We start from the raw sequence: 19,567 nt of genomic DNA, 5'->3' as shown, positions 1-19,567 counted from the left end.
ATATACCTCATGATTGCCGCCGGGGGAGCATCCGGTGCCTGCTTACGGTTTTTTATTAGCGAAACCATGCTAAAACTACTGGGCAGGGGATTCCCTTTTGGCACGTTGGCAGTTAATATTCTTGGTTCATTGTTGATGGGCATTTTGTACGGTTTGATAGAGCGTGAAATTATCACCGCCAGCCCCGCTAAAACCCTTATAGGAATTGGCTTTTTAGGTGCTTTGACCACCTTTTCGACATTTTCAATGGATTCGTTGTTGTTATTACAACAAGGTCACTTTTTTAAAATGGCCCTCAATATCGTCTTAAATGTGACGGTGTGTATTTTTATGGCTTGGCTGGGCCTTCAGCTGGTAATGCAAAAAGGTTAAAAAACTAACATGTTAGATTCTAAATTATTACGTCAAGATCTCGAGCAAACAGCGGCGCGCTTAGCAGCACGTGGCTACGAGCTAGATACTGCGACTGTCAGCGCACTTGAAGAAAAACGCAAAACTTTACAAGTAAAAACACAAGAATTACAAAGTGAGCGTAACAGCAGCTCCAAAGCGATTGGCCAAGCAAAAGCAAAAGGCGAAGACGCACAACCGTTATTAGACGCGGTAAGTAACTTAGGCGCCCAACTTGATAGCGTTAAAGCTGAGCAAGATGAAATTTTAGAACAGTTAAAGCAGATCTCGCTAGCTATCCCTAACTTGCCTGACGAATCAGTTCCAGAAGGTGCTGATGAGTCTGACAACGTTGAGGTTTCAACCTGGGGTGAGCCTAAAAAATATGATTTTGAAGTTAAAGATCACGTTGATTTAGGCCAAGATTTAAACGGTCTCGATTTTGAAATGGGTGTTAAAATCACCGGTTCTCGCTTTACTGTTATGCGCGGCGCAACTGCACGCATGCACCGTGCGCTAGTACAATTTATGCTAGACACGCACACGGATAAAAACGGTTACACAGAAATGTACGTACCGTACTTAGTTAATCGTGACAGCCTATACGGCACAGGTCAATTACCTAAGTTTGCAGAAGACCTATTCCATACCAAAGGTTTAGTAAACGATGACGGCGAAGAGCAAGAAGGCTTCAGCTTAATTCCAACAGCAGAAGTACCGCTTACTAACAGCGCCCGTGATGAAATCTATGACGAAAAAGATTTACCAATTCGTTTAACAGCTCACACTCCGTGCTTTAGAAGTGAAGCAGGCAGCTATGGTCGTGATACCCGAGGCCTTATCCGTCAGCACCAGTTTGATAAAGTTGAGCTAGTACAACTTGTAAAACCAGAAGATTCAATGCAAGCATTGGAAGAGCTAACAGGTCACGCTGAGCAAATCCTACAAGCACTTGAGTTACCGTATCGTAAAGTGATTTTATGTATGGGTGATATGGGCTTTGGCTCTGCAAAAACTTACGATCTAGAAGTATGGTTACCAGCGCAAGATACTTATCGTGAAATTTCATCGTGTTCAAACATGCATGATTTCCAAGCGCGTCGTATGCAAGCTCGTTTTCGCCGTGCCGGTGAGAAGAAGCCTGAGTTACTACATACATTAAATGGTTCAGGTTTAGCGGTTGGTCGTACATTAGTGGCAATACTTGAAAACTACCAACAAGCCGATGGCTCAGTTGTAGTACCAGCAGTGTTACGCCCGTATATGAACGGACTTGAAGTGATTAAATAAGCTCGTTAAAGCTATAGAGCTGTAAGCTTTAAGAAGAGAAGCCGCTGTTTGTAACGAACAGCGGCTTTTTCATTTGAATGTGTTGTAGGCGGTAAATAGCTTTTATGAGAACTTATCATGCTCATTTTTTCCGTCATAAAAAAACGGCGCTTAGAGCGCCGTTGATCCGAATAAAATTAATGGTCGATCATATCTGCCAAAATCATGGCTGCGTGGGTTTCAACTGCACCTGAATCGAAACCATACATGTGACCATATTTGTTCGCTAGTTCGGTATGCACGTTGTTAATGATCTCTTCTTGCCAGCGCTTAAACCAAACGAAGTGGTTACCGTCCCTCAGAATTGGGGTGTAGGGCGCCACTTCCAATTGTTTACCGACTTCAGTTCTAACATCAGCGATGTATTGCAGCAGGTCTTTTACGTCTTTTTTTGAACCGATGTTGCCATGGCCGCCATTAATAAAGTCCCAATGCTTACTAAGCGGTTTACTCAGAAGATTTTGTAGATCCGCTTCATAACCATTGAAATCTTCCGCTCCCGCAAAATTATAAAATGGCAATTGATCAGGGTTAATCATGTCAGCGAAATGCAGCACGCGATCGTTTCGAATTAGAATCATAGTGTTATCTGGTGTATGACCAGAGCCTTTTGGTGCCATCATCTTCAGCTTTATTGAGCCAAATCTGACTATTTGAGGTTTTTCCAAGTCGTACACTTCATTTGGTGCTGGAACTTTAGGGGTTTTCACACCGTTTTCGTCTAGTTCAGCGTGGTGGCTGATTTTGTCGGCCACGGCTTGACTAGCAATCACACGGACTTTATCTACCTTTGGATAATTTTTCTTAATCAAGTCAATTAGTTGATTACCACCACCGACATGATCTAGGTGGTAATGGGAGTACATAATAGCAGTGATCGGCTTATCGGTGATGGATTGAATGCCTTGAAAAAGAGCATCAATCCGGCCATCACCAAGCGGGTCAATCAGCAACACCGAGTCTTTGGAAACCACAACGGTAGCGTTGTAATAATTCACGCCAATCCAGTAGGTATTTTTGCCCAATTTTTGAATAGTGAATTGACTGTCATCAAACTGGCGTTCATAAAGACTATTGATTTTCTGGCCGATTTTCAGTGATTGCTTGGCTGATGGATCTACTTCGATTTGAACCGTTTCACCAGGGAATAAAATTGCGCGCTGGTTATTATGGTCATGGCCTTTCGCACTTACATTAAATGTAAACACTGCAGCAGCAATAGGGGTTAAAGCTAGGATGGATAGTTTCATATTTTCTCTCCTCAATAAGGTTAAGAAAAGATAAATGAAAAACCAATATATCAAAAATGCATGTTTGTTATAGTATGTAGATCATTTACGCATAATCTTATAAGGTGATGCCATGGCTATATCTGAGATGAATCTACGTAGTATTGACCTAAATCTGTTAACGATCTTAGAAAAGGTATTGATCCATAAGCATATTAGTCAAGCCGCTCAAGTATTAAATATGAGCCAGCCTGCAGTGAGCCGAGCCCTGATGCGCTTGCGTGAACAATTTGATGATCCATTGTTGGTGAAGGTGAAAAATGAGTACCGTTTAACTGCAAAAGGTGAGCGCCTTTGTAGCGAACTGGAGATATTACTCAATACCATTCGTCATATGTTGGTGGACGATGAATTTGACCCTATGCAATACTCAGGCGTGTTTACTATAGGGGCGCTGGATTTCGAAATGATGATGATTGTGCCGAAATTGTTGGCGCGCTTTCAACAGCGTGCTCCAAACTTGAAATTACAAATTGTGTCTTACAACTCGTTTATACCGCTGCATGACTACTTGGAAAAGGTGGCTGATTTATTGCTGTATTCCACAGATGAGACACCCACTAACGTGTTTAAACAGCGTTTATTTAATGATAATTATGCCGTAGTGATGTGTTGCAAGCATAAATGGGCTGATCAACCTATGACGTTAGAGCGCTATTGCCAGAGCCGACATTTAATCATTTCTGGTAATGGTTTGTGTAAAACTGATATGGATCATGAGCTGAAAAGGTTGGGTTATCAGCGGGAAGTGGTGGCATCTTTGCCACATTTTTCGATGGTGCCTGAGTTATTAATTAACACTGATCTGATTGCTACCTTACCAAAACGTCTGGTCACTCACTTAGCTAAACGTTACGACATCACGGTGGACGATTTACCGTTTTACACGGCTGATTTTCAAGTTGAACAATTTTGGCATCTCATTCATCACAATAGTCCAATCCACCAGTGGGTAAGGCAGGAAATAAAAAATATGGTGGATGAAGAAATCGATAAAGCGCTGTAAGTTTTAAGCTTTAAGAAGAGAAGCCGCTGTTTGTAACGAACAGCGGCTTTTTTTATTTAGGGTTTAGTTAGCAAGTTAGCGAGAGTAAAGTTAGCGAGCTGTGAGATTAACTCGGTCTGAAGCTCACTGCGCAGGAATAGGCTTTAGCCATGATTTGCCGACGCTGATATGGAGATTATGTTTGCCATGATGGATCAAGCTCATCTGTAGGCGTGCTTTAGTGCGTAAAATTTATATAGGAAACTTATGCTTTCAATGCTTTAAATTGTGTGCCTTGCGCTACATTTTGTGAGTTGACTAAATGGTTTAAATATAATTCCACTTGAGTGTCTCCCAAAGAGAGCTTGGGTGTTGCATATTATTAAAACGGATATAGGCAGCTATCCAAAACAGATAAGCTTCAATAGTGCTCTTTGCATACCGCTTGCTATACATATGATCCTTAATCATGCTTAAAAAAAGAGATTTCATAAAGAATATTTAATTTTTAAATCATACTGTATGTATAGACAGTTGTTTGTGTTTTGTCCAATAACATTATTAAAAGTCGTTTTGGTGTATTTTAGCAGCGGTAATTTTATAACATACGTAATTGTCTGTTTACATTGGATTAGTTTAGTGGAATTATGGAGCAATGTAATATACGCCGTTTTGGGGTGTTATAATCCCCCAAAGTGGTGTTCAATAAGCTGTTAGCTGAAAGAGGAATTCAGTGCATGAAAGTACTTCAGGCGACAATTGAAGATGCAGAGATACTTCTTGATCTGCAACGAGAGGCTTACAAATCAGAAGCTGAGCTTCATAATGACTTCAAGATTCCACCTCTGACTCAAAACTTAGAGGAGCTAAAAAATAGTTTTTCTCAAAAAACCGTCCTTAAAATCATGGATGGCGACACTATACTGGCAAGTGGTCAAGCCTATTTAGAGTCAGACACATGTCATATTGGACGCATGTCTGTATGGCCGGAACTACAGGGAAAAGGTATTGGTTCTAAATTGCTATCCGCTTTAGAAAGCGCATTTCCTGAAGCAAATAGAGTTGAACTATTTACTGGCGAACACAGCGCTTCAAATTTGGCTATGTATAAACGTCGGGGTTATATTCAGTTCAAAACCGCTCAGCTAGGTAAAACCAAAGTCATTTTTCTAGAGCGTCAGTTATGATTCAGCTAACAAGGCCAAGCACAATCGTGCAATGCAAAAAGCGCATTGCACTGGACCTCGCTACGCTCGGCCTGTGTTGGCGGCGTTAGCCGTACATGAAGGCACCGAAGATGAATATAAAAATTATTGAGAACCCGCCAGTCGGAGTGCTTAATAAAGTACAAGAACAGCTTTCTTTTGAGCAGGGGTTGGGCATCGTAGATATTTGGTGCTGTTTGAATCCAAGCTATCTGTTAGCGGTTGAGTCTGGAGAAAATGCAGGGGTTTTATCGCTTTCTGTAGGCGATGAGATGGCGGAGGTTTACAAACTTTATGTGCCCAAAGGGCACCGTCGCAAGGGAGTCGGGAGAGCCTTGTTCAATCATGCTGTTTCATTGTTACGGGAGCAAGAAATTAAAGAGATTGGAATTGAGACAGTCGGAGACTCGGGTTTATTTTGGAATAAAATTATCTCCGACTACCAGTATCAAATGTTTCCCGAGCAAAACAAGTGCATTGTCACAATTTAGGTAGGCTAACAATGCCATGCACGCGACAAGCGCGTGATGGCGGCGTTATAACTACTCGCAAACTCGGCAGTAGTGTCGATATCACGGAGAGATAAAATTAGTAAACTAATCACAAAAGAACACAAACTACTTCTTGTATTGGGTATATCAATGCTTCTTGCGATTTTTGTCGTTAAATGGGCAAATGAAGATAGCCCAATTTATAGACCGCTAATTCAAGATATGCGTTTAGTTGACTCAGTTAAAATCGCAGATGTATTAGATCAAGAGCGTATTCACTACTATGCCGATGTGAAAAATCATATGCTTTACGTCAACCAAGAACAAACAGAATTAGCTCGTGTCTCGCTGGCTAAAATTGGTATTGTCATTGAGTACCCAGAAATTACTAAACACAATGATCTGAATAAAGCATACGATGAATTCATCAAGCAAAAGAAGCTAGAAGAAGAAACTGGAAAAATATGGCAGAGACCGTGGTTCTTTAAATTAGTTAAATTGGTTATGGGGGCACTCGTAATTATTGTTTTAATTCTTGCTGTTGTTCGCCCAGCTCTTGCGTCAATAATTTATGACGAAGATGAAAAGTAGTTATAACAAGCTGTTTAACAAGGACAAAATACAGTTGGCTTTTGCTCCTTCGTCGCTCATTCTAGCCAACTATATTTTGCCCATTAACGAGGGCGTTATAGCGCGAAATGGAGTCAGGTATAATTTATGCATTATTTTGATCCACCAAGCCTTGATAAGGAAATATTAAGGAAAGCAAAAATATCTAATCTTGAGATAATTCCAATAAAGCCTCATGCAACTGCAACTCCATTAAACTGCCTTAATAATGCCAATAGTTATATTCATTCAAATGGTGGAGAAGTTCAACTAGGTTGGATCTTTTCAATTATGGGCAATTTGGCACTCAAGCTGACCGCTCATGCCGTTGTAAAACAAAAAGACGGTTCTTTATTGTGTGTAACTCCTAATGAATACAGAAATAATGAACTTAGATTTTCACCAGACGATTCAGTAGAGCACTTGATTAAGAACAATCATTTGCCAATGAAATTCATTCCACTTATTCAAAATAATACTCTGAATGAGTATCTTGAAATCGAAAGAGGTATGGATAAACTAAGACTTGAAAATAGTGGCAATGTTAAAGCTATCGAAATTCAGCAAATACAACTGAAAGCTTCAATGCTATACCCGTCTATTCTTGAGTTAGCTAAAAAACACACTAACAAAAACGATTATTGCTTTTGTGGCTCCAATAAAAAACGAAAAAAGTGTTGTAGGTAAGGCGCTATAACAAGTCAATTAAAAGGACGCATAATGCTTGGCTTGCGCTCCTTCGTCACTAATTTTAGCCAAGCATTTATACGCCCATTATTGAGGCGTTATAAGCCTAAGGATAGTCATGAAGTATTTTGCACTTTTAATTTCAATAATTTTTTCTTTCAATGTAACAGCCAATACTGTCGCTGAAGGATACGATGCAGTTAAAAATGGAAACTATAAAAAAGGTTTCGATATTTTGTTACCGCTAGCTGATAGTGGAGATCCTGATGCTCAATATGGAGTCGGTATTCTTTTCAAAGAAGGCTGGGGAACCAATAAGAACGTTCAAAAAGCTTATGAATATTACCAAAAAGCTGCGGCAAAAGGTAATGTTGGGGCGATGTTTGATATTGGATACTCTTATCAAACTGGAGACTCTGGAAGCAAAGATTATAAAAAGGCAGCAGAGTGGTTTGAAAAGGCTGCTGAGAAAGGTCATCCTGTAGCAATGTATGGATTAGGTGGTCTTTATTTCAATGGCTTAGGGGTATCAAAAGATATCGAAATAGCCAAAAAATGGTATCAAAAGTCAGCCGAATTAGGTTATCAACCTGCTGCTACTTTTATTAAACAGTATTTACAGTAAAACGGCTTATAACAAAAACATCATGGTGGGAATTTTACTCGCTGTAAAAGCGCTCCTAAAATCCCCATATGTTAAGCGTTAACCCTCTTGAGTTTGAGTATGAAATCAACCTTAAATGAAATAATCGAACGTGTTGAGTCATTACCTTGGGATCATGACCTTTACGTTGCAGAAGGTGAGCTTTCACTTGATAGCGTCGCAGCCGTAATTGAAGATGACGGGGTTAGCGATACATTCGAAGAGTTGAAGTATTTCTTAACTATGCAATACCTCCAGTCCATAGCAGAGAATCTTCAAGCTCAAATTAAAAAACCTAGTTCTGGACAAATATTAGAGGCAATTAAGCATTATCATGCCAACGATGCATTTATCCAGATCAAGGGTTAACAAAGCCATTAAGATTGGCCCACAAAAAGACGTGGGCCGGACGGCATTTCATGCCGCCTCTTATGGCAGGCGTTATACCTAATTTAAAAGTTTGGTGTCTAGATTGATAAAAAGAATAAAAGAAGAACTGTTATCTCGTTTAATTTCGCAGTTTGAAGGCTTAGCGTTGCACGATAAGTTTTATAAAGCAGGAGCATTGAGCTTTGGCCTTTACATGATTTTGGGCATCATTGCCCTAATAATATTTAAGCAAGCAGGAATACAAATAGTCGCAAACGCTTTTGTGTTTATAATTTTGTCAGTTTTTACTATTGCTGTAGCCATAGAGTATTGGTATCAATTAGAAAAACTATATTCAAAAAAATGGTTTAAATGGGTTTTAGGAGGTATTGCAGTACTTATATATAAATACTCAGAGTTACATGCCGAAGACTTTATTAATGAATTTACTCTTAATGAACCAAGTTACTTTCCAACAGGCTCTGCAGTCTTGGCTACTATATTTCTGCCATATTCTTGGCTTGTTGCTGTTTCTTCTTTTTTAACTTTATTTATTTTCATAAATTGGTTTTTTATCCCTATTGAACGATCTACAGAAAAGAGACAACTCGAAGGTTGGAAGTATCTTGCACGTTTTATTGGTCTAACAGTTATTCTAGTTTGGGCTCAAAAATCGACTAAACTTTTTGAAGATCAAGATTCGTATGCATATTTATTTGCCAAACATATTATAATATCAACGGAGTATTTTGAGAATTCGCATTGTCTTAATGTCAAAGAGAGTGAATTATCGGCGTATTTAGATCGTGGACATATATCTATATTTACCCCTTCTAATCAATCATTTAGAACAGAGGAGTGTGACTTAGGTATAACAAGTTACTCAAACGGACGCTAAACAGTTGGCTAGCTTCGTTCCTCGCAATTTTAGCCAACATTTCGCGCCGCTTAGTAAGGCGTTGAGGCTGTAGAATTACTCTTTTTAGGAACTGGCTCTACGCATTTGGCTTGATTTTTTTAACCTTGAATCCACTGGGTGACTGTGATCTAATAGATATTATTCACCCACGGTAAACTGTTATGGCCAACTACAAGCCTGACTTATCCTGCCAAAACAAATTCATTCCTATCAATTTCGCTGAGCAAATTTTGCCGGGAACATTTGAATATGCCCTTTGTTATATTGTCGAAAATAAACTCGACTTATCGGGCTTTGACGCGTGGTATAATAACGACAAAACAGGCGCTGCGGCGTATCCACCCACGGTGATGTTAAAAATTATTTTACTTGGTTATGCTCATGGATTAATTAGTAGCCGCCGAATAGCCAAAGCTTGTGAGAACAATATTTTGTTCATGAGTGTGTCGGGAGATATTCAACCTCATTATACATCCATAGCAGGTTTCGTGGCTAAAATGCACGAGCAGATTGAACCGCTGTTCACTCAAGTGCTGATGATATGTGATGAAGAAGGTTTGATAGGCCGTAACATGTTCGCCATTGATGGGTGCAAGTTAAAGTCCAACGCAAGTAAAGAGTGGAGCGGTACTTTCGATGAACTTGGCCGTAAAAAAGCAAAGCTAGAACGCGCAAGCAAACGTATTATTGAACGCCATAAATCACAAGATGGACTGGGCGAAGAGTTGATAGCTCAGGATTTAAAGCAAAAGAAAAGCTGGATAAAAGTGCAGATAAAATCACCGAGTTCTTAGCGACCCACGAGGAAAAGACAGGCAGTAAAGGCAAGCCGATAAAAAGTAATATTACCGACCCCGATAGCGCGAAGATGACCACGTCAAAAGGTACAATCCAAGGCTACAATGGCATTGCGATTAATGACGATAAACATCAAGTTATATTGCAAGCACAGGCATGGGGCTCGGTAGGTGAGCAACAAACCTTACAGCCAGCAGTTAAGCAATTAAAACAACAATTAGATAAACTGAGCACAGATGAATCCTCAGATAAACACGCCATCAAATTCACCGCCGACAGTGGGTTTAACAGCGAAGTGAATCTTGAGTTTATGGCGAAAAGTGGCTTTGATGCCTACATTGCGGATAACCAATTTAGAAAACGAAACCCGCTGTTTAAAGACAACGAAACCTACGAAACAGAGCAAGAAAAACGCCGATTAAAACGCAGTAAAGGCAAGCCACGGCTATTTACCTCGGAGGACTTTCATTATGATGAAACAACACAAACTTGCCGTTGCCCCGCAGGTAATGCCATGTGGCGAAGTGGTATCAATGTAAACAGTCATAATCAAAAGTACACGCGATTCTGCGGTTACTTAACAGATTGCAAAGTATGCCCCCTGCAACAGCAATGCATGCGAAAGCCACCTATAAAAACAGGGCGGCAAGTTCAGTTTAAAAATGATGAATCGCGTAAAAAGCAAAGCTACATCGACAAAATGAAGGTCAAAATAGATAGTCCAATGGGGCGACGACAGTACAGTAAACGACTTGGCTGCATAGAACCGGTGTTCGGGAATATTACCGTCAATAAGGGCATGAATAAATTGACTTTACGGGGTTAAACGAAAGTGAATGCTCAGTGGCAGCTGTATTGCCTTGTTCATAACATAGAAAAGCTGCAAAACAGGCTGCATTAAAAAAAGAAGCCCTTTTAAGCCAAAATATAGCGACTCAAATACCTGCAATCCCTTCCAAAACACCAACTAAAGCAACAGCAAACCCTCTTTTTATATTTTACGAAAAATTGAAGTAACTAATTGAATCAAAATAGGAACTCGGCTATGGTTAATCCATCAATAAAAATAAATTAAAAACGAGTAATTCTACAGGCTCGTTATAAGCCATGAAAACATTTAGTGAAACTACTCGTAAAAATATTATTGCTTGCATAATTGCTCCTTTTTCCGTTTTTCCTGCAATATTTGCTTTATATCTAGTTTTATTTCTTTATGCAGTTGTTGCAAAATCTTCAGTTTCAACAACTGGGTTTGAAGTTGGATTTTTAGTTGCGTTTATAGGTTGGGTCATGGCTTTATTTTTAACCCTAGCTTATGGTTTACCGACAGCGTTAATACTTCAACGGTATCAAAGGTTTAATTTAAAAATGTTAGTGCCATTTAGTTTGGTGCCTACGTATGTAATTTCTGTAGCCACAGATGCAGAATTTGGCGTTCTATTAATATATGCGTATTGCTCAGTAATTGTGGCTGCTGCATACTGGTATATGTTTAATAAAAGAATCAATGTCTTATAACACATATGAGCCTTAACTCTGTCAATAGGCATTAGTGTTCTTTTTGACCGTTTTTATAAATTGACGGTCAATTCTAAATCAATAAACAAATTCGTTTACTTCGTCTGTCGGTGCGGCTGTTAAGCAAGTAGCTTACAGCAAACACATATAGGGTGCGTTACGCAGTAATCTCTTATTACGATCTCATCGCAGCCAGGGTTTTCCCATATCCTTTTGGGCATACTGGGGCACTACGACTAAATGGATTTAGAAGGTAGAGCGAAGCAGGATGCCAGAGCCGAGACATTCATCGGTTAACCTCATCATGGCGCTATTAAATAAAGAAATAACCAAGACATATATGCCATTTTAATTTCTGCTGAGGCTATTTTTTCTAAAAGAAAGATTTTACAGCCTCGTTAGTTACTGTAAAAGTCATCACATATTATGTCCAACTTACTGTACAAGTATGAAGGCGGTGGTTATACTTGTCTTACAACATGTACATGTGGAGGTTATATGAAAATCGTATCTTTTACAGAAGCTAGAAATGGCTTAAAAGCAGTATTAGACGGCGTGGTAAATGATGCTGATACAACAGTGATTACGCGCAGAGATACAGAAGATGCAGTTGTTATGTCCTTGGACTATTACAATAGTTTGATGGAAACTGTTCACTTACTTCGCTCCCCTGAAAATGCGGAACACTTGAATCGTTCAATCGCACAGTATCGAGCAGGTCAAACAACAGCGCAAGAGCTGATAGATGAGTGATGGTCAGCGTTTATTATCTTGGACTGATGAAGCTTGGGGGGATTATTTGTATTGGCAAACCCAAGATAAAAAGACGCTTAAACGTATCAACAAGCTCATCAACGATGTAAAGCGTTCACCATTTGAAGGTATTGGTAAACCCGAGCCATTGAAAGAAAACTTATCAGGTTTTTGGTCACGTCGAATTGATGACACAAATAGGCTGGTTTATGTGGTTGATAAACAGGCAATTACGATAATCTCATGTCGTTATCATTATTAACTCTATCACCTTAGACTGGCAGCTAACAAAGCGTTTAAGAGTGATTTCAAGCGCAGCGTAATATTGCTAGATTGATTAAATATGTTTTCAGCATTGGAGAATGAATGAAAAAAGGCCTTACAGACATATTTGAAATTGATTCTGTGCTAAAGGTTTTAGTTCTATGTGTACTGACTATAGGTTCATATTTTATATATAAACTTTACTGGTTTTCTAGGCAAATCAACCAGCATACCGAACTTAAAATCTCTAACTTGTTTATTACAACGGCCATTGCTTTATTTATTATTTCATTCGGTAGTTTAATTTATGGTTTAGTTAATTATCATGATCTTTCAATATTAAAAAGCTCGATGGCTATTCATTTAGCGTCAAGTGTTTTTGATGTAACGTGGATAATTATGGTACGTAATCGTATTAATGTAATTACAGGCTCTAATAGAGGAGACAAACTTTGGTTGAATCCATTTATCACATCAATTTTCCATGTGGTGTACATGCAACATAAAATAAATAAAGGTTTAGGTAAAAGCGCAATATAGCAAAAATTTAAAACGCCACTGCTACCAGCTTCTCGCTTTTTAACCTGAACCCAAGGATTTACTGTGATTAATAAGATATTATTCTGACACAGTAAATATGATGAAGAAACTGACCCCTGTTAAATTGGTATCGTCTTAATTTAAGTTAATCACTTTGGAGTAATGAATAATAACTTTGCATCTTTTCCATCGGTTAACACGGCGATATTCCCCTCGGTTGTCACAAATACATCCCGCAAACGTCCATTAACCTCTGGGAATATATGAGTCTGGGTAAGTTCACCATTCGCTAAATTAACGCTGTAGAGCTTTCTGTCAACTAGGGTGGTGAGTAGCACATGCTTTTGCAGTACAGGAAAGGCAGATTGCTCAGAGCCATAATACGCCATGCCTGATGGGGCGATAGAGGGCGTCCAATCTACGGTTGGTTTAGCCATTCCAGGGTATTCTCTAAACGGTGATATACGTGCTTGTGAGTAATCATCTCCGTTGGTGATCACCGGCCAGCCGTAATTAGTGCCAGCAGTTAAGTAATTTAGCTCGTCACCACCAGCAGGGCCGTGCTCGTGGCTGATTATTTGCTGTGTGTCGTAATCATACACTAGGCCTTGGGTGTTACGGTGGCCTAATGAAAAAACAGCCTGAGCGGCACTGTTTTCGTGCTCACTAAATGGGTTATCGCGGGGCGCACTGCCATCTAAATTAATGCGTAATACTTTACCTAGTTGGCTGGTAATGACTTGCGCTTGCTCTCGATAATCAAAGCCATCACCACTTGAAAATAATAAGGTGTTATCGGGTAATACTAAAGCGCGGCCAGCATAATGCTGTGGTGTGTCTTTATCTGTTGCCACTTGGTAAATAATTTTAGGCTGAGAAAAATCAGTGCCATCAAAGGCGGCTTTGGCAATTACGAGTCGGTTAGCGTCTAAGTTACCCTGCGCGTAGGTAAAAACAATTTCATTGGACTCATTGTAGTCAGGAGATAACACGATATCGAGTAGACCGCCTTGGCCGGCAACATATAATCCTTCAAGAGGTAGTTTAACTCTTGATAGCTGGTTGTTTTTTACTACTACTACATGGCCGTCACGCTCGGTGATTAACCAGCTGCCATTAGGTAATTCAACCATACTCCAAGGAGAATTAAGCTCAGTAGCAAGGGGAGTTATGGTGTATTGTTTGGTAGGTAATGTTGGGCCAGCGTGTACTGAAAACGCAAAAGAACAAATAAGCGTAATACAACAGATAGATTGTTTACAGCTTAAGCCTTTGCTAATGTGGATAAAGCGTTTCATTTTAAGTTGAGATAACCATGCCATTTTTAACACGTTTGTTGCCTTCATTTTTAGCTTCCTGGTTACTTACATTCACACTTGCTAGCTTGTTTCATAGTCAATATGTTGTCAATCAATTAGTTAATGTGGGTATAGAGATAAGCTTTAGTGATCGTGTTAATTTAACGCTTGATGATTGGCTCGGGTTACTACCAACCTATGGTGCAATAATTGCCGTCGCACTTGCGATCGCATTTTCAGTTACAGGACTACTGTATAGAAAACACCCTAAATATGGCATTCAACTATTTGTTATAGCTGGAGTAACGGCGTTTGCAGTTGCTTTAGTGGCCATTGAGTCAATTATGAATATCACGATTATTGCAGGTGCCAGAGGATGGGGGTTCTATACACAACTGATTGCTGGTGCAGTAGGTGGGTATGTTTTCGCTATGTTAGCTAAAAACTATATTAGTAAAGATGGCCGCTGCTAATTTTAATATGAATAAAACTCGCCGCGGTATATTTTTCTTTGGCGACTATCAATCAAAAAGCCGCTGTTGCTAATAAGCAGCGGCTTTGGATTTTAAGAGGCAAGCTAAAAAATCAAGCTAATTAATTTATAGCTACTTAGGCCGAAAATAAGTAATAGCACAGGCAAGATCAACAGATTAACAATAATTGAGTTGGTGTAGTTGCCCATTACAGACTTTTGATTGACTAGCCATACAAGGTAGGTGGTCACAATCGGCAGTAATATGCCATTGGCGGCTTGAGCAAAGATGATCACGGCAACAGGGTCTAAGCCAAGTGAGGCAACCGCAGCCCCAAATACTAAAATAACAATAGCAACAAGTTTAAAACGGTTATTGTTCATATCATTAGACCAACCAAGCATGCCACATACGGCGTATGCACCAGCAAGAGGCGCTGTGATAGCGCTGGTTAGCCCTGCGGAAAATAAGCCAATCGCAAAAAAGTAATGTGCAGCATTGCCTAGTAATGGCTCTAACTGCATTGCCATATTTGCTGCGCTGACTTTGCCGACCTCAGAGCCATAAAAAGCGACCGACGCAGTGGATAAAATTGCAAGTGTTATCACCCCGCCCAGCGTGATTGAGATACTGGTATCTAAATTAGTGTGTTTGATGAGTTTAGGCTGATCAATTTGTTTGTCGTGTTTTGCGGCGAGTATACCTGAGTGTAAAAATAAGTTGTAAGGCACAATGGTGGTACCCACTAAGGCTAATACCGTAGTTATAGAGCCTTCAGGTATACTTGGTATAAAGCCCGCAAATACTTCAGCCATAGGTGGTGCGGCCATAACCAAGGTAGAGATAAACACTAAACTCATCAACAACACTAAAAAGATAAGTGCGGTTTCTACCACTTTATGTTTGCCGCTATAAAGCAATAGGGCGCTGAAAATAGCGATTAAGGGTGTCCAAACTTGTGCTTGCACTTGAGGAAAAATTTCAATTAATCCCATCGTGGCGCCGCTTAAATTTCCGGCTTCATAAGCTGCGCTACCAACGCCAATGGCACTGATCACTAAAAAGGCGGCGAGGGGTTTAAATAATGGGTGCTGTATATGTGTGCGCAGTGCTTGGGCAAGATCTTGGCCTGTTACCACACCAAGGCGGGCAGCCATTGATTGCAATAATATGGTCGCTATCACTGAAAATAGTAATGTCCAAATCAACGTAAAGCCAAAGTTGGCACCCGCTATACTGGCCGTGGTTATAGTCCCTGGGCCAATAAAGGCAGCAGTAACAAGTAGGCCTGGTCCTAATCGCATAAGTAACCTTAGAGTTTGTTTGATATTTGTAACTGTGTTTAGTTACTTGGCTTGATATCAATGTTACAGCATACAAGTTAATTTAAATTGTTAAAAGTACAATAGAAGTTAAACAATACAGCTCACTCAGTAAAGGTAACGTGAGCTTGTGCATAATTAAAAGATATTAGCGCTTTGTCTTTGTTTAATATCTACAGTTAGTCGCAGTGATATAACGAAAAACAATAAGAATTTAGACTTCTGTATAATGGCGTGTGGTGTTTATTATGGTACTTTACGTCAACTTTTTGATAGCACTTTGTTAACAGTATGCCTAAAAATAAAAACCAACGCTGATATTCGAAATACTAATTATTGAAATACAACTAATCAAAAACACAAAATTCAAAATTAAAACAGGACCTACCGTGTGAAAAACTTACTACGAGGCTTTAATCTATTTAGTCTAGTACTGTTACTCTTTTGCTCCCCAACATGGGCAGCTGATGGACAGTTAAATTTAACGACTTCAACAGTTGGCATAATCTGCATTGCGATATTTGTTTTAGCGTATGCTGTCGTTATGCTTGAAGAAAAACTGCATTTACGAAAATCAAAACCGGTGTTGGTTGCAGCAGGACTTATTTGGATTTTAATTGGCGCATATTATGTAAACAATGATATGCCAGAAATTACCGAAGCTGCATTTAGGCATAACTTGCTCGAATTTGCCGAGCTCATGTTGTTTTTATTAGTGGCGATGACCTATATCAATGCATTAGAAGAGCGCAGAGTTTTTGATGCGCTGCGTTCTTGGATGATCCGCAAAGGCTTTAATTATAAAAATTTATTTTGGATCACTGGCTTTTTAGCATTTTTTATCTCTCCAATTGCAGATAACTTAACAACTGCACTGTTAATGTGTGCAGTGGTAATGAAAGTAGCAGAAGGTGATAAACCGTTTATTAATCTTAGCTGTATCAATATTGTCATTGCTGCCAATGCCGGCGGAGCATTCAGCCCATTCGGTGATATTACCACCTTGATGGTTTGGCAGGCGGGTTTAGTCCACTTTAATGAATTTTTAGTCTTGTTTTTACCGTCATTAGTAAATTACCTTGTACCTGCGACAATTATGAGTTTTTACGTAGCTGATAAACAACCCACGGCACAATACGAAGATGTAGAGCTTAAACGCGGTGCAATCAGAATTTTAGTGTTGTTTTTATTGACCATAGGCACAGCAGTTGCCAGCCATAGTTTTTTACACTTACCACCGGTACTTGGCATGATGATGGGCTTAGGCTATCTACAATTTTTTGGCTACTTTTTAAGAATGACGTTACCAGGATCACTCGCTCGAAAAAGAGCACATGCAGAGCAACTAGGTGACAATGACCGCTTAGCAAAGCTTGGCAGTGTGGTGCCTTTTGATGTGTTTAGTAAAGTTTCTCGTGCCGAGTGGGATACCTTATTGTTCTTCTACGGGATTGTGATGTGTGTAGGCGGCCTTGGCTTTTTAGGTTACTTAAACTTAATGTCTGAGATGCTGTACGGTAATTGGTCAGCTACAACGGCTAACATATTCTTAGGGGTTATTTCTGCGGTTATCGATAACATCCCGGTGATGTTTGCGGTGTTGTCAATGCAACCGGATATGTCCCACGGGCAATGGTTATTGATCACTTTAACTGCTGGGGTTGGTGGGAGTTTATTGTCGATTGGCTCTGCGGCGGGTGTTGCGCTTATGGGACAAGCGCGCGGGTATTATACCTTCTTTGGCCATTTAAAGTGGATGCCAGTTATAGCCCTTGGTTATGGTGCAAGTATCATGTTGCACTTATGGTTAAACGCTGATCTTTTCTAAAAACGACAGAACACAGAACAATATAACTAAAAGCGAACAAGTTGATACTTGTTCGCTTTTTCTTTATACAAATATAGTTAAATTCTTTGAGCCAATTTAAGTCAACAATATTATTTAAATCACCTGAATAACTTGCTCTTGACTCAAACGTGATTTTGGCAGTTTAACGTTATAGTCTGTTTGTGCTTCGTGATAACCGATCACTAGTGCGACTTCACAAATATAGCCATCTAACTCATCCGCAAAAAGTTCACTAATTAGCTCGCTATCCACGCCTTCCATAGGTGTTGAGTCAATCCCTAAGCGCGCAACAGCATGCATAGTATTACCCAGTGCTAAATAGGTTTGTGCTTTGGTCCATGCTCCATTGTTACCAGCATCATCGGTATTTAAATCAACAAATGCGTATGCGCCAAATGCTTGCTCACGATTTTCTGCCGGCGTACGGCCATTTGAGATATCAGCATCAATCACTTTTGCATAATCATCTCGGCTATATTTTGGGTTGTAAGCAAACAAAATAATATGCGATGCCGTTTTAATATGGGCCTGATTAAATTGAAACTTGTTAGCAAAAGTATCATGCATACGCTGTTTGGCTTGATCAGACTCAATAACAATAAATTTCCACGGCTGTGAGTTAATTGACGACGCAGATAAACGCATTGCTTGATAGATAACAGCTAAATCTTCTGCTGATACACGTTTTGTTGCATCGTATTTTTTGGTTGTGTAGCGTTTTTCTAAATCACTAATAATTGGATGTGTCATGTTTGCTCCAGATAGCGTGGCCTTGACATAAGCATCTTGTGTTTACAAGAGAGCCTTTAATGCAGCGATATTAAACCTTGCTTTGCTTTTGATAAACCGCATAATCATTGAATCATTATCAAATAAAAATAGATAATATGCAGATTGAAGATTTAAAACTGATCATAAAAGTTGCTGAGTTTAAAAGTATCACGCTTGCAGCGGCTAAGCTTGATATGCGCACAGCCACGGCCAGTGCTGCTATCAAACGGGTAGAGACAACATTAGGTGTAGATTTATTTGTACGTACTACGCGCCACTTAAGGCTCTCAGCTGCCGGCGAGCGCTACATTCCACAGTGTGAGCAAGCGCTAGTGATACTTGAGCAAGCTCGGCAAAACCTCAAAGGTGAACATGATGAGATTGAAGGCGAGCTGCGGGTCGCATTATCATCTGATCTTGGCCGTAATTTAGTGATCCCCTGGATTGATGAAATTATGGATAATTACCCTAAAGTGAGCCTACGCACGCATATTAGCGACAGTAACATTGATTTTTACCGCGATTCGGTAGACATAGCACTGCGTTATGGTTCGCCAAATGATGCCAATGTTTACGGATTTAAAATTTGTAACGTGCCCCGTTTATTGTGCGCCACTAAAGAATACGTGCAGCAATATGGTGAACCTCAGCACCCAGATGATTTAGCCCAGCATCAAGGGTTATTCTATCAGCTGCAAGATATTATCAATAACGTGTGGGAATTCACCGATGGGGAAAACAAATACAAAGTAAAAATGCAGGGCAAGCGCGCCTCTAATGATGGTGATTTAGTCAGGCGTTGGTGTGTTGCAGGCAAAGGGTTTGCAGTAAAGTCGGCATTGGATATTGCTGATGATTTACTTAACGATAGAGTCGTTACTGTGATGAATGATTACCAGCATACCTGTGGTGAGCTGTGGTTAATTTGCCCAAGCCGGCAATCAATAACGCCAGCAGTGCGTTTATTACGTGATGTATGCAGAGAAAAAGCACATACGATAATAAGCCAGCTAATTTATAAAGGTGTACTTGAACGCAGTGTTCTTGATGATTAATCACTTCATA

The 19,567-nt window shown here is 39.8% G+C and carries 22 protein-coding genes and 1 pseudogene; 18 read left to right on the top strand and 5 right to left on the bottom strand.

What is annotated here, in order from left to right:
- Positions 1-9 precede the first annotated feature (9 nt).
- On the top strand, positions 10-372 hold the full coding sequence (crcB, locus tag V7783_RS03415) for a fluoride efflux transporter CrcB (protein WP_016707454.1): 363 nt from the start codon (positions 10-12) through the stop codon (positions 370-372).
- A 9-nt stretch (positions 373-381) separates the two neighbouring features.
- On the top strand, positions 382-1,680 hold the full coding sequence (serS, locus tag V7783_RS03410) for a serine--tRNA ligase (RefSeq protein WP_335677547.1): 1,299 nt from the start codon (positions 382-384) through the stop codon (positions 1,678-1,680).
- Positions 1,681-1,856: 176 nt separating this feature from the next.
- Here the strand turns inward: serS and V7783_RS03405 are convergent, their stop codons facing one another.
- Entirely contained in the window at positions 1,857-2,969 is a 1,113-nt protein-coding gene (locus tag V7783_RS03405; protein ID WP_335677546.1) for a VarG family subclass B1-like metallo-beta-lactamase, read from the bottom strand.
- Positions 2,970-3,081: 112 nt separating this feature from the next.
- On the opposite strand from V7783_RS03405, the gene V7783_RS03400 reads away from it, so the two are divergent.
- A complete protein-coding gene (locus V7783_RS03400) occupies positions 3,082-4,014 on the top strand; it encodes a LysR family transcriptional regulator (protein ID WP_335677545.1) in 933 nt (310 codons plus the stop codon).
- 306 nt (positions 4,015-4,320) lie between these two features.
- Here V7783_RS03400 and V7783_RS03395 read toward each other — a convergent pair whose 3' ends face one another.
- Complete coding sequence (locus V7783_RS03395) at positions 4,321-4,449, bottom strand: phage integrase N-terminal SAM-like domain-containing protein (protein WP_335677544.1); 129 nt, start codon at positions 4,447-4,449, stop codon at positions 4,321-4,323.
- A gap of 281 nt (positions 4,450-4,730) precedes the next feature.
- Here V7783_RS03395 and V7783_RS03390 point away from each other — a divergent pair, with 281 nt between their 5' ends.
- From V7783_RS03390 to V7783_RS03330, 12 genes and pseudogenes are all read left to right on the top strand, one after another.
- Positions 4,731-5,180: a GNAT family N-acetyltransferase gene (locus V7783_RS03390; protein ID WP_335677543.1), complete on the top strand. Its 450-nt coding sequence runs from the start codon at positions 4,731-4,733 to the stop codon at positions 5,178-5,180.
- A gap of 110 nt (positions 5,181-5,290) precedes the next feature.
- Positions 5,291-5,689: a GNAT family N-acetyltransferase gene (locus V7783_RS03385; RefSeq protein ID WP_335677542.1), complete on the top strand. Its 399-nt coding sequence runs from the start codon at positions 5,291-5,293 to the stop codon at positions 5,687-5,689.
- A 150-nt stretch (positions 5,690-5,839) separates the two neighbouring features.
- Positions 5,840-6,280 (top strand): hypothetical protein, encoded by a 441-nt coding sequence (locus V7783_RS21200; protein WP_442961342.1) that lies wholly within the window; start codon positions 5,840-5,842, stop codon positions 6,278-6,280.
- A gap of 126 nt (positions 6,281-6,406) precedes the next feature.
- Positions 6,407-6,985 carry a hypothetical protein gene (locus tag V7783_RS03375; protein ID WP_335677541.1) on the top strand — a complete coding sequence of 193 codons (579 nt, stop codon included), beginning with the start codon at positions 6,407-6,409 and terminating at the stop codon, positions 6,983-6,985.
- A gap of 118 nt (positions 6,986-7,103) precedes the next feature.
- Positions 7,104-7,610: a tetratricopeptide repeat protein gene (locus V7783_RS03370; protein WP_335677540.1), complete on the top strand. Its 507-nt coding sequence runs from the start codon at positions 7,104-7,106 to the stop codon at positions 7,608-7,610.
- 99 nt (positions 7,611-7,709) lie between these two features.
- Entirely contained in the window at positions 7,710-7,997 is a 288-nt protein-coding gene (locus V7783_RS03365) for a DUF7716 domain-containing protein (protein ID WP_335677539.1), read from the top strand.
- A gap of 103 nt (positions 7,998-8,100) precedes the next feature.
- Positions 8,101-8,895, top strand: a complete 795-nt coding sequence (locus V7783_RS03360) for a hypothetical protein (protein WP_335677538.1) — start codon at positions 8,101-8,103, stop codon at positions 8,893-8,895.
- A 182-nt stretch (positions 8,896-9,077) separates the two neighbouring features.
- Positions 9,078-10,615 (top strand): annotated as a pseudogene (locus tag V7783_RS21195) (transposase).
- Positions 10,616-10,821: 206 nt separating this feature from the next.
- Positions 10,822-11,232 carry a hypothetical protein gene (locus V7783_RS03345; RefSeq protein WP_335677535.1) on the top strand — a complete coding sequence of 137 codons (411 nt, stop codon included), beginning with the start codon at positions 10,822-10,824 and terminating at the stop codon, positions 11,230-11,232.
- Positions 11,233-11,730: 498 nt separating this feature from the next.
- The gene (locus V7783_RS03340; RefSeq protein ID WP_335677534.1) at positions 11,731-11,985 is read left to right on the top strand and encodes a type II toxin-antitoxin system Phd/YefM family antitoxin; all 255 of its coding nucleotides are present in this window, start codon (positions 11,731-11,733) and stop codon (positions 11,983-11,985) included.
- The gene (locus V7783_RS03335; protein ID WP_335677533.1) at positions 11,978-12,247 is read left to right on the top strand and encodes a Txe/YoeB family addiction module toxin; all 270 of its coding nucleotides are present in this window, start codon (positions 11,978-11,980) and stop codon (positions 12,245-12,247) included. Before V7783_RS03340 ends, V7783_RS03335 begins: the two co-directional genes overlap by 8 nt.
- Positions 12,248-12,351: 104 nt before the next feature.
- Positions 12,352-12,789 carry a hypothetical protein gene (locus V7783_RS03330; RefSeq protein ID WP_335677532.1) on the top strand — a complete coding sequence of 146 codons (438 nt, stop codon included), beginning with the start codon at positions 12,352-12,354 and terminating at the stop codon, positions 12,787-12,789.
- 149 nt (positions 12,790-12,938) lie between these two features.
- Here the strand turns inward: V7783_RS03330 and V7783_RS03325 are convergent, their stop codons facing one another.
- Positions 12,939-14,120 carry a PQQ-dependent sugar dehydrogenase gene (locus V7783_RS03325; RefSeq protein ID WP_335677593.1) on the bottom strand — a complete coding sequence of 394 codons (1,182 nt, stop codon included), beginning with the start codon at positions 14,118-14,120 and terminating at the stop codon, positions 12,939-12,941.
- Between V7783_RS03325 and V7783_RS03320 the strand changes: the two genes are divergently transcribed.
- Positions 14,105-14,560, top strand: a complete 456-nt coding sequence (locus tag V7783_RS03320) for a hypothetical protein (protein ID WP_335677531.1) — start codon at positions 14,105-14,107, stop codon at positions 14,558-14,560. The two genes, V7783_RS03325 and V7783_RS03320, sit on opposite strands and share 16 nt — an antisense overlap.
- 104 nt (positions 14,561-14,664) lie before the next feature.
- On the opposite strand, the gene V7783_RS03315 is transcribed toward V7783_RS03320, so the two are convergent.
- The gene (locus V7783_RS03315) at positions 14,665-15,864 is read right to left on the bottom strand and encodes an Nramp family divalent metal transporter (protein WP_335677530.1); all 1,200 of its coding nucleotides are present in this window, start codon (positions 15,862-15,864) and stop codon (positions 14,665-14,667) included.
- Between the two features lie 409 nt (positions 15,865-16,273).
- Here V7783_RS03315 and nhaD point away from each other — a divergent pair, with 409 nt between their 5' ends.
- The gene (gene nhaD / locus V7783_RS03310) at positions 16,274-17,710 is read left to right on the top strand and encodes a sodium:proton antiporter NhaD (protein ID WP_442961341.1); all 1,437 of its coding nucleotides are present in this window, start codon (positions 16,274-16,276) and stop codon (positions 17,708-17,710) included.
- 114 nt (positions 17,711-17,824) lie between these two features.
- On the opposite strand, the gene V7783_RS03305 is transcribed toward nhaD, so the two are convergent.
- Positions 17,825-18,481, bottom strand: coding sequence for a nitroreductase family protein (locus tag V7783_RS03305; protein WP_335677529.1), 657 nt, complete (start codon positions 18,479-18,481; stop codon positions 17,825-17,827).
- A 137-nt stretch (positions 18,482-18,618) separates the two neighbouring features.
- On the opposite strand from V7783_RS03305, the gene V7783_RS03300 reads away from it, so the two are divergent.
- On the top strand, positions 18,619-19,557 hold the full coding sequence (locus tag V7783_RS03300) for a LysR family transcriptional regulator (RefSeq protein WP_335677528.1): 939 nt from the start codon (positions 18,619-18,621) through the stop codon (positions 19,555-19,557).
- The last annotated feature ends 10 nt before the right edge of the window (positions 19,558-19,567 follow it).

The sequence above is a fragment of the Pseudoalteromonas sp. genome, from assembly GCF_036960685.1.
Classification (GTDB): Bacteria; Pseudomonadota; Gammaproteobacteria; order Enterobacterales; family Alteromonadaceae; genus Pseudoalteromonas.
This window is presented reverse-complemented; position numbering and strand designations above follow the sequence as displayed.

Coding starts and splice junctions, on each gene's coding strand:
- V7783_RS03340 (WP_335677534.1), top strand. CDS start 11,731: ATGAAAATCGTATCTTTTACAGAAGCTAGAAATGGCTTAAAAGCAGTA.
- V7783_RS03335 (WP_335677533.1), top strand. CDS start 11,978: ATGAGTGATGGTCAGCGTTTATTATCTTGGACTGATGAAGCTTGGGGG.
- V7783_RS03330 (WP_335677532.1), top strand. CDS start 12,352: ATGAAAAAAGGCCTTACAGACATATTTGAAATTGATTCTGTGCTAAAG.
- V7783_RS03305 (WP_335677529.1), bottom strand. CDS start 18,481: ATGACACATCCAATTATTAGTGATTTAGAAAAACGCTACACAACCAAA.
- crcB (WP_016707454.1), top strand. CDS start 10: ATGATTGCCGCCGGGGGAGCATCCGGTGCCTGCTTACGGTTTTTTATT.
- serS (WP_335677547.1), top strand. CDS start 382: ATGTTAGATTCTAAATTATTACGTCAAGATCTCGAGCAAACAGCGGCG.
- V7783_RS03345 (WP_335677535.1), top strand. CDS start 10,822: ATGAAAACATTTAGTGAAACTACTCGTAAAAATATTATTGCTTGCATA.
- V7783_RS03370 (WP_335677540.1), top strand. CDS start 7,104: ATGAAGTATTTTGCACTTTTAATTTCAATAATTTTTTCTTTCAATGTA.
- V7783_RS21200 (WP_442961342.1), top strand. CDS start 5,840: ATGCTTCTTGCGATTTTTGTCGTTAAATGGGCAAATGAAGATAGCCCA.
- V7783_RS03365 (WP_335677539.1), top strand. CDS start 7,710: ATGAAATCAACCTTAAATGAAATAATCGAACGTGTTGAGTCATTACCT.
- V7783_RS03300 (WP_335677528.1), top strand. CDS start 18,619: ATGCAGATTGAAGATTTAAAACTGATCATAAAAGTTGCTGAGTTTAAA.
- V7783_RS03405 (WP_335677546.1), bottom strand. CDS start 2,969: ATGAAACTATCCATCCTAGCTTTAACCCCTATTGCTGCTGCAGTGTTT.
- V7783_RS03395 (WP_335677544.1), bottom strand. CDS start 4,449: ATGTATAGCAAGCGGTATGCAAAGAGCACTATTGAAGCTTATCTGTTT.
- V7783_RS03385 (WP_335677542.1), top strand. CDS start 5,291: ATGAATATAAAAATTATTGAGAACCCGCCAGTCGGAGTGCTTAATAAA.
- V7783_RS03400 (WP_335677545.1), top strand. CDS start 3,082: ATGGCTATATCTGAGATGAATCTACGTAGTATTGACCTAAATCTGTTA.
- V7783_RS03315 (WP_335677530.1), bottom strand. CDS start 15,864: ATGCGATTAGGACCAGGCCTACTTGTTACTGCTGCCTTTATTGGCCCA.
- V7783_RS03375 (WP_335677541.1), top strand. CDS start 6,407: ATGCATTATTTTGATCCACCAAGCCTTGATAAGGAAATATTAAGGAAA.
- V7783_RS03390 (WP_335677543.1), top strand. CDS start 4,731: ATGAAAGTACTTCAGGCGACAATTGAAGATGCAGAGATACTTCTTGAT.
- V7783_RS03320 (WP_335677531.1), top strand. CDS start 14,105: ATGCCATTTTTAACACGTTTGTTGCCTTCATTTTTAGCTTCCTGGTTA.